The following is a 17,821-nucleotide window of genomic DNA, read 5'->3' as shown; positions in this document are numbered from 1 at the left end:
AGACCAATGCCTGATACCGCTATGAACACCATGGGTATCAGGCATTGTTTTTCTGCACATTTATCATCAATAGACAAGATCATATGGATAGGAAAAAATTCATAGGTATTGTTGGTGTAGCTGTAACAATGCCCATCTCAACACTTTTTGCAACGATCAATATGGAAGCACAGCAATTTTACTTTAAGGATGACGGGAAGATCCCTAACAGCAAATACCCTTTATTACTTTATCGCAATGCGTTTAAACAAAGAGGGAGTGAGGGCGCTGCCTGGCTGGAGGAACAATTTGCAAAGGAAAACTGGACAAATTCCTGGCGGAATGGCGTGTATCCTTTTCACCATTATCACAGTACGTCGCACGAAGTATTAGGTGTTTATTCCGGGGAAGCTTTATTGCATTTAGGCGGAGAAGGTGGTGAAAAGGTAAAAGTGCAGGCAGGGGATATTATCGTCATTCCGGCTGGGGTAGGGCATAAAAATCTGGGTAGTGAAAACCTGGGAATAGTGGGTGCTTATCCTGAGGGCAGGAACTGGGACCTGAATCGTGGAGAACCAGGGGAGCGGCCGAAGGCAGACCGGAATATTGCCTCATTGCCGGTACCGGCGACTGATCCGCTCAATGGGAAAGGGGGACTGCCGCAGATCTGGAAATAAGCAGCCATTGATAATCCAGCAAGCGTGCATATCAGTCAGCTGATCTGGTGCCGTTTGCATTTTCTTTCAGGCTTTGCAGGAAGACATGAAGGTCCTGGTCTTTTTCAAGTCCGAGTTTTTGTTTGATCCTGTAGCGGCTCATTCTGACACTTTTGGCTTCTACATGCATGAGTTGCGCGATCTGACGTGTATCCATCTGAAGATAGAGGTATGTACAAAGCTTCAGATCTAGCAATGTAAGCTTCCGCTGTGCTTTCTCATTCAGTTGCGGGAAGAAGTCTGCATGTACCTGCTGGATCTGTAGTTTGGCTAATTCGAAATCATCATCCAGTATTAATTCTTCCTTCAGTACTTTCTGCATATTCACCTCATTTCCTTCTATCAGCTTGTCTTTCAGATTGTATAACACCTGGTTTTTATGTTCCAGTTGTAAAACATTAGCCATTACTTCTTTTTTCAGTTGTTGCTGTTGCAGCTCCATTAATTGTTGTTCTGCCTTTAGTCTCGCCTGTTCCTCTTTTTCAAGTTTCAGCTGTAGTGCGGCATCCAGTTTCTCCAGTTCCAGCTGTTTTGCACGTTGTATGGAGTAGCGTAATCTGAAATGATAAGAGCGGAACAGGAATAAGAGGAACAGGAAGGATACAATGGTCACGCAGATATATAACCAATTCTTTTGTTGCTGACTTTTCTCCCTTTCTTTTAAAAAGCGCACTTCATTATTCGCTTTTTCTGTCTGGTATTCTATCTCAAGCTGTTGGGACTTTAACGCTTTCTGTTGGTCGAAGCTTTTGCTGCTGTATTCATTGACGAGTTGCTGGAATTGAAAGGCACGTTGGTAATTTCCCTGGTTTTCATAGAAATTCGCCAGGCCCTTTGTTACGTTGATCATGGTGTAATAATAGGGCGGCTGTTGTGTTTGCATGACCTGGTAGGCTTCCAGTAAATAATGCTCGACATCGGCCGGCTTACCATCCCGTTTGGCATATTCGCTGAGTATACCCAGACTGCTGGCGATAACTTCCTGGCTATTGGGCGCGTCTTTCAATACTGTTCTTGCCCTGTTTGCATAGTAAATGCCTTGTGATTGTGCCTTGTTGCCGGAAGGAGTTCCAAACCGCAGGTAATAGCTGGCAAGATTAATACAGCTGATCGCATAGGCATAATTGCTGACCTGTCCCGGATGACGGGTATAAAGTTGTTCCGATTTATTAAGATAGTATAGACTACTATCAAGGGCTGTCTGCTCATGATGCATTTCATAGCTATAGTCATGAGCAGTTGACATGGCATTATAACAATTGCTGAGAAGGTTGTAATCGTTAGTGTTTGAAGCATACTCCATGGCCAGATGCGCATAATAGTAGGCTTTATCACCATTATTCCAGTTGGAATGGATAGCATATAACTGATAATAGATCTTGGCAGCAATATAAGGCGCCGGATTCTTTCCAAGAGCTGTCAGGGCCATCTGGCAATATTCCATGACTGACTCCGGATGATCGAGTGTCTTAAAAACCAGGGCTTGTCCATAATAAGCATAAGCCATCGCAAGCGGTGTTCCCGCTTTTTTGGCCGTTAATAGCAGCGTATCACTCAGCTGTTTTATCTGCCCCAGTTCCTGTGCACTGATCCTGCTGTTCAGTAAAACAAGATAAGCCTGGGCGGCCTCCGTAAAGTTGTTTATCCCAGCTGCAAGCGCGATACTTTCCCGGCTGCTTGTTATCGCTTTCGTATAGTCTTTATTGACCCGATAAAATTCTGCTGACCGGATTAACAAAACAACCTTTTCATGTTTGTCGGTGGAGGCGTGGTCAACAATTGATTGTTGACTATCAGTAGTCCCGGTTTGCGCAAAACTGCTGAACCAGGCCAGAGAAATAAATAGCCACAATAAGGATTTCATAACAGCAAATTACTATAAAGTAGTAAAAAGAACCGGAAATAATTCGGAATAGCGTCTACAAAATCATGTATAACTATTTGTTTAATAGTTAGTTGTTTTATCTGTAGTCGTTTTGTAGACGCCATTAAGGGCGGCTATATTCAGGTGAATGATGGTTATTGGAAAATGACATCCCATCTTTGTAAAGACAGGTAATGAACCTTTGATAATGAGATAAACATATCGCCATGAAACCCGGCTTTGCTATTTCTTTCTGGTCACTTTATACACTTGCATTTACAATTGTATTGCCCACTTTTTTGTATTACATGGCTGACAGTGTTGACAGACAGCCCCAGGAGAGTGCCGCAATGGCCTTTTTTTACCTTGGTTTGGGCGTGGTCAGCTGGTTGACATTGCTCTTTTTATTTGGGCGTTTTATGATCCGGCGGCTATTTACAGATAAACAACGCCTGGAGAAAAGCACCCGGGAAGGTACTTCCATTACTGCAAAAATTGTCGGGAAAATGCAGAAAGGCGTTATGGGGGATGGCAGTGTCGTACTTGAACTAAGACTTGCATTCAGGAACCTGGCAGGAACGGATGTAGAAATGTTATATGAGTTAAATGATAGCAGGCCCGCTGAGAAACGCTTTGAAGCGGGTAGCACTATTGACATGAAGGCGGGTCTGCAAGGGAAGGATGCCACATTGGCGCCGATGCAGATGCAGGTCGCACGTAACAGGAAGATAGTAGTATTATATGTTGTCGTCTTTTTCTTTTTTCTGCTGACAGCCATCATTTACCCGATTTTTTCCTATCGCCAGGAGAGTCAGGGTGCTGGCTGGCGTTTTCTTACGCTTTTCCATCCCTGGATTTCCGTCCCCCTGATTAACATTGGAGCAGGCTTATTTATAGGCAGCTTACTGCACCTGATCAGCAAGGCTTCCGGTGATCCGAAACAACCACTTCGTATGATCATGTATGGTATTAAAACCACCGGTAATATCCTGAATTACAGGCAGACCGGCATGTATATTAACGAACAGCCACAGATACAGTTTGAAATTGAATATAGCGACCAGCTGCATAATCATCATCACATCAACTATAAGAAGATAGTCTCGCTGCTGGATGTGCATAAACTTTCTGTCGGCCCCCAGGAGATTATGTTTCTACCCGAAGAACCTGAGAAAATTGTATTCTATGAAGATCTTAGTGTATAATATACTGATTGTAATGATAACGGCCTTATTGCTGGTGTCATGTAAAGAGATGCGGAAAAGTATCGAGGAAACGATTCATCCGGTATCCGGTGTAAAAGAAAAAGTGCCTGTCAATAGCGAAGAGTCTTCTTCAGTGACTGTTTCCTCCTCTGTCGTTATTTCGTCTACCGCTTCGGCGCAGGTGTTCACCAGTATTTTTGAGGATGCAGAAAGGCTTGACAGTATCCAGCAGGTATTGTATAATATGCCCCATCTTAAAGGGAAAAAACTGTTTTTCCTTGCCGGTATCTATTTTTATGATTATCAGGGAGGAATGATATCGGTCGACCTGCAGGACCCTGATAAACGGGAGAATGTTGATACATATACCTATAGCAATGGCCGCTGGGAGATACAAAAACCAGTTAAGATCAATGCAAACCGGCATTTTCCACTTGAAACCCTGTTGATGCCCCTGAATGAAATAAAATTCAGTACGGCAAAGAAGGTGTATGATTTTGCCCTGGAAAGGTCAAAAGGAATTGAAGGTGCGGAGGGTACGCATCATGTCTATTTCAATCAGCTGAAAGCCGCATCTTTAAAGGAATGGTATATCATAATACCTGCCGCAAGACGTAATTACCGCTTTGTATTTGATGTAGCGGGTAATTTCCTGTCAGTGCATGACTAGCTGATATCCTGGCCGGAATTCCGTAACTTTGCGGCTTTTCAAGCCATCTTTAGCGTGAACACCACAGCCGTCGCGGGAGATTATGCCCGGTCTATAGTTGCAACGGAACCGTCCGTTCCGGAAGCAGCCACTGCCTTCTGTCGTTTCGACGACCAGGAACGGGCGTTAGCGATGGCAGACGGGCTGGTATTCCACCTGGACGATACGATTCATCCCCTTTGTAAAATGGCCGCTGCCGCACTACAGGAACACCTTCAGCAGCAAAATGAATGGACACATAATTTCGGCCTGAACAATGCCGGGAACGGTGCGGTGATCGGTAAGATGTTTGGCGTACTGGTGGTAAGGAATAAGCACGGAGCCGTAGGGTATCTTTCTGCATTCTCCGGAAAGCTGGCCAACGGAAATCATCATAATAAGTTTGTCGACCCTGTATTTGATGGTATGAAAGAAGGAGGGTTTCTCAATGCAGGTATGAGCCGCCTGACAGCAATCAACAGTGAAATAGCTGCCCTGATGGTGACAGATGCTACGGGTAATCAGTCAGAGATCACTCGTTTGAAGGAGTTGCGTAAAACGCATTCCATCGCTTTGCAACGCCGGATTTTTGAGGAATATAATTTCAGGAATAAAGCAGGTCGTTTTAAGAACCTGGTAGACATTTTTACTACCCAGGGCTATAAACAGCCGCCTGCCGGGGCAGGAGAGTGTGCCGGTCCGAAACTGCTGCAATATGCTTTTTATCATCAGCTGGAACCGCTGGCTTTAGCGGAATTCTGGTGGGGCTTATCCCCCAAATCTGCTACCTGGAAACACGGAGAATTTTACCAACCCTGTAAAGAGAAATGTGCCCCCATTCTGGCGCATATGCTTAGCGAAAAATAGAAAATAGCTGCGGCAATTAGTCGCAAATAACCCTGATATTGGCGCAGACACCCCTCCCCGGAGATCTCTCTACGTTCTACCTTAGTGCTGTAGTTTATCTAAATAGAAGCACATATGATTACGAATAGTAAAATAACTGCCGGACTTGAAATGGCCCAGATCTGCTGGGTAGTTCCCGATATAGCTGCCGCTGTTAAATTCCTTGCTGATACATTGGGTATTACCGGATTCCCCCAACCGGAACAGGTGCGGGCACAGGATCTGGATATGACCTATTATGGCAAGGTAGTGGATGCCGGATGGCTGACCACACAGACATATAATGGCGGTTCCTTTCTTGAACTGGTCCAGCCTCTTTCTGGTCAGAGTATGTTTCATGATTATCTTGAGCGTCAGCCTGAGGGAGGTATCCAACACGTTGCATATCGCCTGCCTGTCAGCGATTTCGGACAAATTACCAGTAACCTGCGCGAACAGGGCTATGCGGTGATCAGTGAAGTGGATCATCCTATTGCAAGAATGGCCTTTTTTGATACTTATAAGACATTAGGTGTTGTTACTGAGATTATGGGTATTACTCCGGAAGGATGGACCATTGTCAGACAAATGGAGCAGGTAAAAGCATGACCTTTAAAAGGCATTGTTTTGATATTTGTCATCCTTCGTTCATCAAACGAAGGATGACAAATATCAAAACCTTATAATATAGCATAGTAAGAGGTACTCCCGACACCCTGTTTTAGCCTACTGTGCACACGTTTTTGCGTCCTATGCACACGTTTTTGCGCCCTGTGCACATTGCTTAAAATGCAATCAATAATTGCGCTAATATTGTATTCACAAATGTCGCAAATACTCTATGCTGTTGGTAAAGTGAAGAGGTACCACCGCTTAACTGATCAGCTGTCTATATAAATTTTATCTTTTACTGGTGTAGTGTACAGTGAGCGGACGATCTTTAACAAAGTACACGAAAGCTATTAAGGAATTATGCAAGCTGCCTGGCAGTTAAATCCCCGCCTGGTGCTATCTGTTTATGTTATTACCAGCTGAGTGTCACTAGTGCAACTGCCTGACGCTGCAAACGAAGGGGCAGCTGCACCTCTCCGTTCATGCTTGCTTTTTGTATTGTCTGTACAATCTGTAGCTTTCCTGCTTTTTCCAGTGTACTGATCTGCTTTTTAGTCGGATGCTGTGGAGATCCCATCTTTTTCCATACTTCGTAGGAATTGCTGTGATCACTATCTATAAGATAGGTTTTTATGATTACCTTTTGGGCCGGTACGTCTTTAAAAGTCAGATTCACCAGCTCAGCAGGGCCTTTTTTATCTTCATCATGATAATTCCATACCATTGCCGCTGCTGTGTGAGCTGCTTTGGAAGCCAATGCGCCGATTTCGGTCTGCTGCCCCCTGATACTGGAATCCAGGACCGTTTCCAATGGATACATGCGGCTGGAGGAAACGTTGACCCTGTCGCCGCGCATCATACCAAACATCCGGAATACATTGAGCACCGGTTTATCTACACCATTGGTAGCCAGGTCCCTGAATCCGTAAAACCAGGGTTGGTTTTCAAATTCAAATGACCAGGATACGGCGCCCAGGAAATTGATCGCGTATTGATCGGCCAGCAGGTATTTACGGGCAAAGGAGGCCGCTGTATAGCTGGAATATAGTGTACCGTTGCGATAGGCATTTTCAGGATTGGTAGCCATACCACAGGCAGCACAACCTTCAGGATCTGATTCCCCGATGATCAATGGCAGATTACGCGTCTGGGGATAGGATGCGGCAATACGGAAACCTGCTGCTATATCACGCAGTTGAGGCGACATATTCATCCTAACGATACCATTGACCAGTTTAGGATTTCCTTTGGCATGAAATAACAAGGCATCCAGCGGAGCGCCGGTTTTACCGGTAGCGTAATTGGTCCCGGAAATACAGTGCTCAATAAATTGTGTGGTCCATTCAGTAGCCGTTTTACTACTTGTACCAGCTATATTGATACCGCCGATCCTGGCAGTGGACAGGGCCTTTTTAATGCCATCAGCGGCATAGTCGTATAGTTTGAAGAACTCTTCCCGCGTACCTTTCCAATAGTGACCGTTTGGCTCATTCCAGACTTCCCAATACCAGCTTTCCACTTCCTTTTGGCCGTAACGCTCTACGGAGTGCTTAGCCCACTGATAGGCAAGCTCCCGCCATTTGTCATAGTCTTTAGGCGGATATGCCCAGCCGGTAATAATATCTGTATATGGATCACCGGGTTTCCAGTAGTGCCGGTAGGGCTCAGGATGGGTGGAGAGTGCCTGCGGCATAAAGCCGATCTGTGCCAGCGGTTTCATGCCGCGGTTGATATAGGTGTCGAAGATGCTGTCGATGATTGTCCAGTTGTAAACTGGCTGGCCGTTTGCATCTTCGGTATATACATTGGTAGAACCCCACTTGAGGGCGGCAACACCGTCTCCGCTTACCAGCAGACTATGCGTCCTGACATATACCGGTACCGGACTGAGTGCCGCAATTTCACTGAGTAACTTTTTCCCGTCCTTCATATAGGTATAATTCGGTTCATCGTAACCAAACCAGGCCCATACAGGTTTCATCGGACCAGTTATCTGCCCCAGACGTACCTCAATGGACGCAGGTATATTATCTGTTAAAGTAGTAGGGGTGGATTGGGCGGATAAAGTATCACCCAGGGCTATACAAAGGCTGAACAGTAAGATCTTTTTCATAACGGATACGTTGCTTCGCTAATATAAATATAATTTGATTGAATGTCCTGAAAACACTTATAATGCTTTTAATCCTTTGAGAATAAAGTATAGGTATACAAGCATTATATTAAAATTAGTGTTTCAGGGCATTATAAGAGGGGAATTTTCGGCGGACTGAGTAGGAAAAAGCGCTCTTTTTATGTGATTGTCTATTCCATTTTTTTTAATTTATTTATTATTTTGCGAAATAGACTTTCTAAAAAATCGATTTTGCCAGGTGTGTCACCATATGAGGAGGATGAGTTACTTGCAGCTATAGCAGCCAATGATACCGCTGCCTATTCCCATTTGTATGATGTTTATTATAACACCCTGGTATATTTTTCCCTCAGCATTATCCAGGATCAGCATCAGGCAGAGGACATCGCTACAGAGTCACTGCTTAAGTTATGGCAATCTCCTAACCGATTTGAGTCAATCGGGAAATTGAGAGCATATTTGTTTACACTGGCGAGGAATGCCAGTCTTAATTATCTGAAACACCTCCGTGTACGGGAAAAGCGTTCCCTGGAAATTTCGGAACAGGAACAAGGTGACGACAACAGCATCGCTTCGCTGATGGCGGAATCCGAGTTAATGCGCCTGATTTACCAGGAAATTGCCAGGCTACCGGACAATTACCGGGAGATCGTAGAATTATTATATCTACAGGATATGCCGTCGGCAGATGTAGCTGCCCGGCTGGACATTTCAATGGAAAACCTGCGGCAACGTAAAGCCAGGGCCATAAAAGAGTTAAAAACAGTACTCCTTAAGAAAGGGGTGAGTAGCCAATTTCTATCAATTTTATTTTTTTGAAAAATTTCTGTCACGTTTCGTAATGCTCAGTTGTTATACTGGAAATGACGGGAATGCCAACAGACGACTTTACATCGATGGAACATGCTTTTGACGAGAGGATTGTACGTCTGCTACATCAGCAGCTTACGGGAGAGGTATTGACTACCGAAGAACAACAGGAGCTGGATACCTGGAAAAATACGTCTTTGTCTAACACCGCCTTATACGAGAAAATAAATGATGAAGCCGCGGTACAGCAGATGCTGCAGACCTGGCATCAGATTGAACGTAACCGGGAACAGAACAAAATACGCTTTCTCGCCATGCTGCAACAATTGCAGCCGTCATCTATCAGCAAACGTCCTTTGCTGCGTTTTCTCAACAATCAGGTATTCCGCTATGCAGCTGCTGTTGTATTGCTCATAGGCGTGGTTACTTTCTTCTGGTTCAATCAGCATAAACCCCTTGAACCAGGTAATAAAGTAGTGTCCGTTGATAAAAATATGCCTATAGCACCCGGTCGGGACGGGGCCATACTTACGCTGGCGGATGGTTCTACCATGGTGCTGGATAGTACCGGCAACGGTGTGGTCGCTGACCAGAACGGCACCAGCGTTGTGCTGCAAAACGGACAACTGGCCTATAATACGGGTAACGGGGCATCCGGCGTGGCAGTATATAATACGGTAAGCACTCCCAAGGGCAGACAGTTCAAGCTGATATTGCCTGATGGTACTAAAGTCTGGCTGAACGCTGCCAGCGTTATCAGATATCCGACCTCTTTTGAAGGAAACGAACGTAATATATCCTTACAGGGGGAAGCCTATTTTGAGGTAGCCCGGAATGCCAAAACACCATTTAAAGTAACTACAGGCGAAGCCACCACCATAGAAGTGCTGGGAACCAGCTTTAATATTAATGCATACACCAACGAAAATACCATACGGACCACCCTCCTTGATGGAGCCGTAAGAATTAATGCCTATCACCAGACAGCTACGCTTAAACCGGGACAACAAGCGGCTGTTAAACCATCCAAAGGACAACTGGTGGTACTGAATGCAGTAAATACAGATCAGGTAATGGCCTGGAAAAATGGGCTGTTCAATTTTGATGATGCCAGCCTCGACGAAGTAATGCGTCAGCTGGAGCGCTGGTACGACATAGAAGTGGTTTATGAAAAGGGAATACCAACCGCGCATTTTGGCGGTGAGATTAACAAACAGAACACATTACAAGATGTATTACATATCCTGGAAGGGTCCAAAGTAGACTTTCAGCTGGAAGGCCGTAAACTGATTGTAAAGCCATAATTCCGGCCCATTCATGGCAGGAACCGGCAATATAAAGCCAATGTATGCACTATCGCTAACAATAAATATTCAACCGCAACATGACCTGAGTTTCTCAGGGAAACAGCAGCAAAAAAGCCGGAAGTGCTTGCGACACTCCCGGCCGGAGGCTGGGCTGATCCCTTAACAATTTCTAGGACGAAATGCAATTTTATCAACCCTAACCAACGTGTAAGTTATGGATTTTACTGCTTATCCCAAGCCGTACCTGAAAGCTATGCCTGTTCAGGAACCTGCGGCCCGGGGCTTATCAACCAAATCGCTGTCGATGGACGACCTGATAGTCAAGCCAGGTCGCCAGTACCGGACAGCCACAATATTTCTTGCTATGAAATTGACATTCATGCTGCTTTTTGTAGCACTTATTCATGTCAGGGCTTCCGTGGAAGCACAAACAGTGTCAGTGTCCGGCAACAATATGTCCGTTAAAGCACTCCTGCAAACCATTCGTCAGCAAACCGGCTACGTGGCATTCTACAACCAGGATATGCTCACCAATGCTAAAACGGTCTCTGTTAAAGGCAATATCGCCCTGCCTGAACTGATCAGCATTATGTCCAGAGATCAGCCCTTTCGTATGGAGCTGAAAGAAAACACAAAAACAATTGTCATCACGCCAAAGCCTGTTCCTGCTGAGTTGACAATGGAAAAGGTGAGTGCAGCACCTGGGAAAATTCTCGGACATGTGGCAGACAGCGTATGTAATTGTCCCCTGCCGGGAGCTACCATCCGGGTGAAAGGTAAAACAGCCACCACCTCCACTGATGCGCAGGGTAATTTTACCATTGAAGCTGAACAGGGCGATGTATTGCTGATTTCCTTTGTCGGATACCGGCCTACAGCTTATACTGTGCGCAGGGATAAAAGCATCTCCATCATCATGGCGCCTGCTGTATCTTCTATCAACAATGTGGTAGTAACGGGTATCTTCAACAAGGCAAAAGAGTCTTACACAGGTGCTGCCAAGACGATTACAGCCAAAGAGATCCAGAACTTTCAGGGCAGAAATATCTTTGTCACCATTGGCAACATCGATCCGTCTTTTTACATCGTTCCCAATAACAGCTTCGGCTCTGATCCGAACCATCTGCCTGATATCCAGATGAGAGGAAACAGGAACCTGCCTAATATCGATCAGCTGCAGGATAACACGTCTGCACTTATCAATACACCACTCATCATCATGGATGGTTTCCCGATCACCCTGCAACGTATGATGGACCTCAACACCAATGAAATAGCCTCCATTACTTTGCTGAAAGACGGTCCGGCGACTGCTATCTATGGTTCCAGAGGCGCTAACGGGGTCATTGTGATCACTACTAAAGAACCCGTACCTGGTAAGCTGCGCCTCACTTACAGAGGAGGCTTGAGTCTGAGTGCGCCTGATCTCAGTTCCTATCACCTGTTGAATGCACGCGATAAACTGGAACTGGAGAGATTGTCTGGTTTTTATTATAACTCGACGAAAAGCCCTGAACAGAATATCAGTCTGCAGCAATACTATAACCAGGTTAAAGCACAGGTCGAAAGTGGTGTAAATACTGACTGGATGGCAAAACCTTTACGTAATGGTGTAGACCAGCAGCACTCCCTCCGCCTGGAAGGTGGAGACGCCGCCTTCCGTTATGCCCTGATCGGTGATGTACATAAGATCAATGGTGTCATGAAAGGATCCGACAGAAGAACGATTAACGGAACCGCAGACCTCTCTTATCGTCTTAAAACGTTGAATTTCCGCAATAGTCTGACAGTAGGCAGCGTGAATGCGAATGAGTCTCCATGGGGTGTTTTCGGTGATTATGTGAAACTGAACCCATACTGGAGTCCTTACGATGCTGCCGGCAATATCGTGAAAACATTTACGCCGTTTAACTATGACTACTGGGTACAAAACAATGGCACAGGCGGAAAACCTTACCCTAACCCGATGTATGACGCTACACTGAATACATTCAACAGCAGTCAGTATCTCAATATCATCAACAATTTCCAGGTTGACTGGTCGCCATTCAAACACTTCACCGTAAGAGGTGCTTTTGGTATCAATGCGACCAATCTCAACTCCGATATATTCAAGCCTGCAGAACATTCTGCTTTCGCAGGTTACAGCGATGCAGACATCCTGCGTAAAGGTTCTTACGACTATGGCACCGGTAAGTCATTCAGTTACACCAGTAACCTGAATCTCCAGTATAGTAATCTCTTCAGAGGACTGCACTATCTGAGTATCGGGGCGCAGCTGGAAGCAGCTGAAGATAAAAGCACTAACTACAGTTTTTCTGCAGAAGGCTTCCCTGATGCCAGCATCGATTTCCTTGGTATGGCATTGCAGTATCAGCGGGATGGCCGTCCGGGCGGTACAGAAGCCACTACCAGAAGGGTGAGTGCCATAGGTAACGTGAGCTATAGCTATGATGACCGCTACTTTGCAGACGTGAGCTATCGTTTAGATGGCGCCTCTCAGTTTGGTACGAACAGTCGCTTTGCACCATTCTATTCTTTAGGAGCCGGTTGGAACCTGCATCATATAGATTTTATACATGATAATCTGCCGGTTGTAAACAGGCTGAAAATCCGTGGTTCATATGGTGTGACGGGTAACCAGGCATTTTCTGCTTATCAGCCTTTGGCCACCTATGGGTATATTATCAATGACCACTATAAGAACTGGCTGGGTGCCAGACAAACTTCATTGGGCAATCCTGATCTGCAATGGCAGAAAAACCAGAAATACAATGCAGGGGTAGAAGCGGACTTATTTCGTGGAAGGATTACCATGCAGGCCGATTTCTACAAAGAAAAGACCTCTAATCTCTTATCCTCACTGGAGTTGCCTTATTCCAACGGATTCACCAGCTACATTGAAAATATCGGACAGCTGGAACAAACAGGATGGCAGGCCAGTGCTACATTGATGCTGATACAGGATGACGCACGTCGTATCAACTGGTCTGTAACCGGTAACATTACACATAATACAGACAGGATCGTACAGCTGTCACAAGCAATGAAAGCCGCTAACGAGAAACTGGCATTGCTTACCGATGGTAGCACACCGAATAAAATTATCCGAGAAGGCGCATCACAGAATACCATTTATGCTGTTCGTTCAATGGGTATAGACCCTAGTACCGGCCGTGAATTATTCATGACACGTAAGGGCGAAGTTTCTTACTCCTGGAATGCGGCAGACAGGGTAGCAGTGGGATTAAATCAGCCTACCTATCGCGGTAACTTCAGTACGCTGGTGCGTTACCAGGGGCTTTCCTTTAACGCATCCTTCGGCTATCGCCTGGGCGGACAGATATACAATCAGACCCTGGTAGATCGCGTGGAAAGTGCGGATAAGTTCTTTAACGTAGATGCCCGCGTATTTACAGATCGCTGGAAACAACCCGGAGATAAGGCGTTTTTCAGAGGCATCAATGACTATTCTGTCATCTTTCCTTCTTCAAGATTTGTGCAGAATGAATCAACACTCACCTGTCAGAACATCAACATTACCTATAATGTGCTGAACAGAGCCTGGTTGCAACATGCAGGTCTGCAGGCATTGACGCTTTCCGCTAATACAGGAGAACTGTTCTACCTGTCTACGGTAAAGCAGGAGAGAGGACTGGATTATCCGTTCACAAGGCAGGTTTCATTTAATGTATTTGTCACTTTCTAAACCAGGATGAACATGAAGAAACTAATATCAACAACTATACTATTTAGCGCGCTGGCTTTCAGCAGCTGTAATAAATACCTTGACGTTACACCTCAGGCACAGACCACCAAAGATCAGATATTCAGCACAGAAAAGGGCTTCCGTGATGCGCTGACCGGCGCTTATATTCAGATGAAAAGTAACAATACCTACGGTGGTAGTCTGATGTGGGGGAATATTGAATTCATGGCCCGTAACTGGGATGTGGTATCTGCGAATAACGTCGCATTGAACAGCCTCGCCAACGCTAATTATACGGATGCGGTTGTAAGAAGCTGGCTAGATAATACTTATGCGGATCTCTATAAGGTAGTGGCCAGTGTAAACAGTATCCTGGAAAGAATTGACGCACAAAAGGGCATGTTTACCGGTAACAACTATTCCCTGATTAAAGGAGAAGCCCTGGCTTTACGTGCGTTTAACCACTTTGATGTGTTGCGCATGTATGGTCCTATGCCTGACAACCCTGGTCAGGGCCCCTTGCTGCCTTATGTGAGAGAAGTGACGCATGAGGTCATCACGCCTGTCGGTTATGCTGAATTTGCACAGCATATCCTTTCAGACCTGGATGCAGCAGAAGCATTGATGAAGGATACGGATCCCATCAGGACCTATTCGCTGGCAGAATTAAATCCGCCTACGAATATCAATACGCCTCCGGTAGTAGCAGACAACTTTTACATGTACCGTCAGATAAGGCTGAACTACTATGCAGTGCTGGCCTTGAAAGCAAGGGTATATATGTATCTCTCTACAACCGATCCTGCCAACAAAGTCAATGCAGCAAAATATGCGCAGATGGTAGTTGACGCGAGAGACCATTCTGGTTTACCAATTTTCCGACTTGGCAGGGAGAGTGATCGCGTATCCGGAGACTATCTCATGTCTTCAGAACATATTGCAGCCCTGAGCGTATACAACCTGGATGCTATTGCCTCCGGTACATTCGGCGAACTTGGTTCGCTGGCCCGTAGTGACTTTAACGTACAGGACGGCTTTTACTTTCTTAATAATCTCTTCCCTGTTGCAGAAAGAACTTCTGATGTAAGATGGAAAGAAATGTGGGTGTACAGGGTCAACAACCCTAGTTACGTGATGTACAGGAAGTTTAATCAGCGGGCGTCTAATCCTGTCTTACAGGTGCCTTTATTACGTCTTAGCGAAATGTATCTGATACTCACAGAATGCGCTGCCGGAAAAGAGGATGCAGAGGCTGCCTATGGGGCTTATTGTAACGAAAAGGGTATTCCTTTCCCTACAGGCTTCAATGCCTCCGGTTGGGAAGCAGACCGCAGGAATAAGATCATCCGTGAATATGTACGTGAACTTTATGCGGAAGGGCAGACTTTCTTCACCTATAAAAGGCTGAACGTAAACACCCTTCCTGCCAGCTGGACGGCTGCTTATTATACCGGCACTGCCGCCAGGTATGTCGTACCAAAACCGGATCGCGAAATTAATTATCACAACAACTAATGACGACCATGAAACAGATCATATGCTGCTGCTTTGCGCTGGTAATGGCTGCCGGCTGCAAGAAAGCACCCTATCTTACTTATTCCGACATCGCCCGTATTCAGATGGCTGATACGACTACCCAATCTGCTACTTTCGTATTTGAACCGGAGAATATCGTACAGGATACTGCCTATATCCAGGTGAACACCATCGGTGGCATTGCACCATACGACAGACAGGTGAAGTTTGTTCAGATTACAGACTACTCCTATACCTATAAACGGGACAGCGTTACTAATCAGATTATAGATAGTGTTGCTACCGAAACACCTTTCAGGGCTTTACCCGGTATACACTATGTCAACTTTGATGACAAAAACATGCAGTCTTTGATGGTGGTGAAGGCGAATGAGGCAAGTGCCCGCATCCCGGTAATCTTGCTGAGAGATACGAGTCTGGCCACTAATACCTATCGTCTCCATATCCAATTGGCAGAAAATTCAGAGTTTGGTTTAGGCGAAAGAATAGCACGCGAAAAAATGCTGACTTTTTCTGATCACCTGGAACGCTTCGACTCCTGGCGGGTGGATAGTTACCTTGCACCTGCATTCAGCTGGTTTGGCAAATACAGCGTTGGTAAACATCAGTTTATGATTGATGTACTTAAACAGAACATCGATGATCCATGGTTTAAGGCAGCCAGTAACAATGGTTCCCTGCGACAGTTTGTAACAGTGCTGAAGCAGGCATTAATCGACTACAATGGCAATCCTGACAATATTGCCAGTGGCAAAGCGCCGATACGTGAAACATCTTCACCAGCCAGTTCTGCCATCACATTCCCATAAACTATCAACCAAGCAGCTCATGAAACAGTTTAATATACTCGTCATTTTGCTGATCAGCCTACTGGCATTCAGTTGCCAGAAAGATGACAGTACTGACGCTACTAATCCCCTGCCTGCATTTGAGGTAGGAGGTATTGCAGATACCATCAATCTGTTTACGCACCAGGATACCCTGCGCCTTTCTCCTGCGGTAGCAGATGAAAAGTTATATGATTATTACTGGACGAACATCAGTGCAAACTTTGTCTCGTTAATAGGCAATCAGAATAAAACAGACACCCTGGCATTTACGAAGGATATCAGTTATCCGGTGATGCTCGACCCCGGACAATATTATCTCGTTTTGAACATACGTGATAAGAAAACCGGTGTGGTAAAGTTGAAAAAAATGATCTTTAACGTATCGACACTCAATAATGACGGTTGGTACCTCATTAAAGATAATAACGGCAAAACAGACATAGACTTTATCCATAAAAGAGGCAGAATAGACAACTGGATTGCGTTTTACAATAATGGCAAAAGTCTGGAAGGACATGCGGTAAAAGGTCTGTTTGCAGGCGGTATGCGCCGTACCCTGACTTCTTCTGATCTATACGGTGGTTTGATTGTATTATCAGATAAAGACGCCGGTATTTATCGCGTGAGCAATGGCGTAGAAACATATGCCTATGATAGCATGTTCTTTGGCAAACCTGCCAATCGTCGTCCGCAGAATGTTTTCCAGCCACAGGCCAGCGCGAATCTGATGCTGATCAATGATAACAAGGCTTATTGTATGAATAAGGGAGCATTGTTTACAGATCTGCCGCAAACTTACAAACCTTCACAGATGGCTGTAGTAGGCGCCATGGACCTCGGTTGGGACCTGAATACGAAATCCGTGTTTTGTTACAATGGAACCGCTTACACGGGTCTTGGCAGTAATGCCACTGAACTAAAAAACATGAATGCAGATCTTACCTGGATGGCCGGTTTCCCTGGCGTACGCAGCGTGGCATTTATGCTGTTTAAATTGCCTGATGGCAATGGGGTACTTTATAAACTCAATACCTTGTATGGTTTCCTGCTGGGTTCCGGTGCACTGATTATGGCACGTGATACGATCGCGTCGTCGCATGGACTGATGAATGCCGGTATGATAGCCGGTAACTATGACGCAGACTACATTTACTACTCCATAGGGTCCGATATCTTCATGACAGACATTGCTACTGCAACAGAACGATTACAGTTTACATTGCCGGCAGGCGAGGTCGTTACTGACATACAACATGTAAAATACCCGGTACCTGCAACGAATGTTGTATATACGGCCGATTACCTGGCTATCGCCACCTATAATCAGGGGCGCTACAAGGTATGGTTGCACAGGCTCAGCTCTACTGGTACTATTCAACCGCTATCTCAACCAACATTCGAAGGAGATGGCCGTATAAATACAGTGATCTACATGGAACAGGGACAGGGCAGCCGCGTCTTCTAAATCCAGCCATTATAGCTATTCTACCCGTTGCCGGTGCCTTTGCACCGGTAGGGGGGAATGCATGTATTCAAACGGAAAATA

At 45.4% G+C, this 17,821-nt stretch carries 13 protein-coding genes; 11 read left to right on the top strand and 2 right to left on the bottom strand.

Annotated elements, in window-relative coordinates:
• Positions 1-83: 83 nt before the first annotated feature.
• Positions 84-656, top strand: a complete 573-nt coding sequence (locus tag CPIN_RS25555) for a cupin domain-containing protein (protein ID WP_012792756.1) — start codon at positions 84-86, stop codon at positions 654-656.
• A 31-nt stretch (positions 657-687) separates the two neighbouring features.
• On the opposite strand, the gene CPIN_RS25550 is transcribed toward CPIN_RS25555, so the two are convergent.
• Positions 688-2,559, bottom strand: coding sequence for a helix-turn-helix transcriptional regulator (locus CPIN_RS25550; protein WP_012792755.1), 1,872 nt, complete (start codon positions 2,557-2,559; stop codon positions 688-690).
• Positions 2,560-2,786: 227 nt separating this feature from the next.
• Here CPIN_RS25550 and CPIN_RS25545 point away from each other — a divergent pair, with 227 nt between their 5' ends.
• From CPIN_RS25545 to CPIN_RS25530, 4 genes are all read left to right on the top strand, one after another.
• On the top strand, positions 2,787-3,764 hold the full coding sequence (locus CPIN_RS25545; RefSeq protein ID WP_012792754.1) for a hypothetical protein: 978 nt from the start codon (positions 2,787-2,789) through the stop codon (positions 3,762-3,764).
• Entirely contained in the window at positions 3,745-4,434 is a 690-nt protein-coding gene (locus tag CPIN_RS25540) for a hypothetical protein (RefSeq protein ID WP_012792753.1), read from the top strand. Before CPIN_RS25545 ends, CPIN_RS25540 begins: the two co-directional genes overlap by 20 nt.
• A 54-nt stretch (positions 4,435-4,488) precedes the next feature.
• On the top strand, positions 4,489-5,319 hold the full coding sequence (locus CPIN_RS25535; protein ID WP_012792752.1) for a hypothetical protein: 831 nt from the start codon (positions 4,489-4,491) through the stop codon (positions 5,317-5,319).
• A gap of 114 nt (positions 5,320-5,433) precedes the next feature.
• Positions 5,434-5,946, top strand: coding sequence for a VOC family protein (locus CPIN_RS25530; RefSeq protein ID WP_012792751.1), 513 nt, complete (start codon positions 5,434-5,436; stop codon positions 5,944-5,946).
• A gap of 415 nt (positions 5,947-6,361) precedes the next feature.
• Here the strand turns inward: CPIN_RS25530 and CPIN_RS25525 are convergent, their stop codons facing one another.
• On the bottom strand, positions 6,362-8,062 hold the full coding sequence (locus tag CPIN_RS25525) for a GH39 family glycosyl hydrolase (protein ID WP_012792750.1): 1,701 nt from the start codon (positions 8,060-8,062) through the stop codon (positions 6,362-6,364).
• 261 nt (positions 8,063-8,323) lie between these two features.
• Here CPIN_RS25525 and CPIN_RS25520 point away from each other — a divergent pair, with 261 nt between their 5' ends.
• The 6 genes from CPIN_RS25520 (at position 8,324) to CPIN_RS25495 (ending at position 17,740) form a co-directional block, all read left to right on the top strand.
• Positions 8,324-8,902 (top strand): RNA polymerase sigma factor, encoded by a 579-nt coding sequence (locus CPIN_RS25520; RefSeq protein WP_245552143.1) that lies wholly within the window; start codon positions 8,324-8,326, stop codon positions 8,900-8,902.
• Positions 8,903-8,955: 53 nt separating this feature from the next.
• Positions 8,956-10,197 (top strand): FecR family protein, encoded by a 1,242-nt coding sequence (locus CPIN_RS25515; RefSeq protein WP_012792748.1) that lies wholly within the window; start codon positions 8,956-8,958, stop codon positions 10,195-10,197.
• A gap of 217 nt (positions 10,198-10,414) precedes the next feature.
• A complete protein-coding gene (locus CPIN_RS25510; protein ID WP_012792747.1) occupies positions 10,415-13,909 on the top strand; it encodes a SusC/RagA family TonB-linked outer membrane protein in 3,495 nt (1,164 codons plus the stop codon).
• A 12-nt stretch (positions 13,910-13,921) separates the two neighbouring features.
• On the top strand, positions 13,922-15,424 hold the full coding sequence (locus tag CPIN_RS25505) for a RagB/SusD family nutrient uptake outer membrane protein (RefSeq protein ID WP_012792746.1): 1,503 nt from the start codon (positions 13,922-13,924) through the stop codon (positions 15,422-15,424).
• 8 nt (positions 15,425-15,432) lie between these two features.
• Complete coding sequence (locus tag CPIN_RS25500; RefSeq protein WP_012792745.1) at positions 15,433-16,254, top strand: DUF4843 domain-containing protein; 822 nt, start codon at positions 15,433-15,435, stop codon at positions 16,252-16,254.
• Between the two features lie 19 nt (positions 16,255-16,273).
• Positions 16,274-17,740, top strand: a complete 1,467-nt coding sequence (locus CPIN_RS25495; protein WP_012792744.1) for a PKD-like family lipoprotein — start codon at positions 16,274-16,276, stop codon at positions 17,738-17,740.
• Positions 17,741-17,821: the final 81 nt, after the last annotated feature.

Source organism: Chitinophaga pinensis DSM 2588 (assembly GCF_000024005.1).
GTDB lineage: Bacteria > Bacteroidota > Bacteroidia > Chitinophagales > Chitinophagaceae > Chitinophaga > Chitinophaga pinensis.
This window is presented reverse-complemented; position numbering and strand designations above follow the sequence as displayed.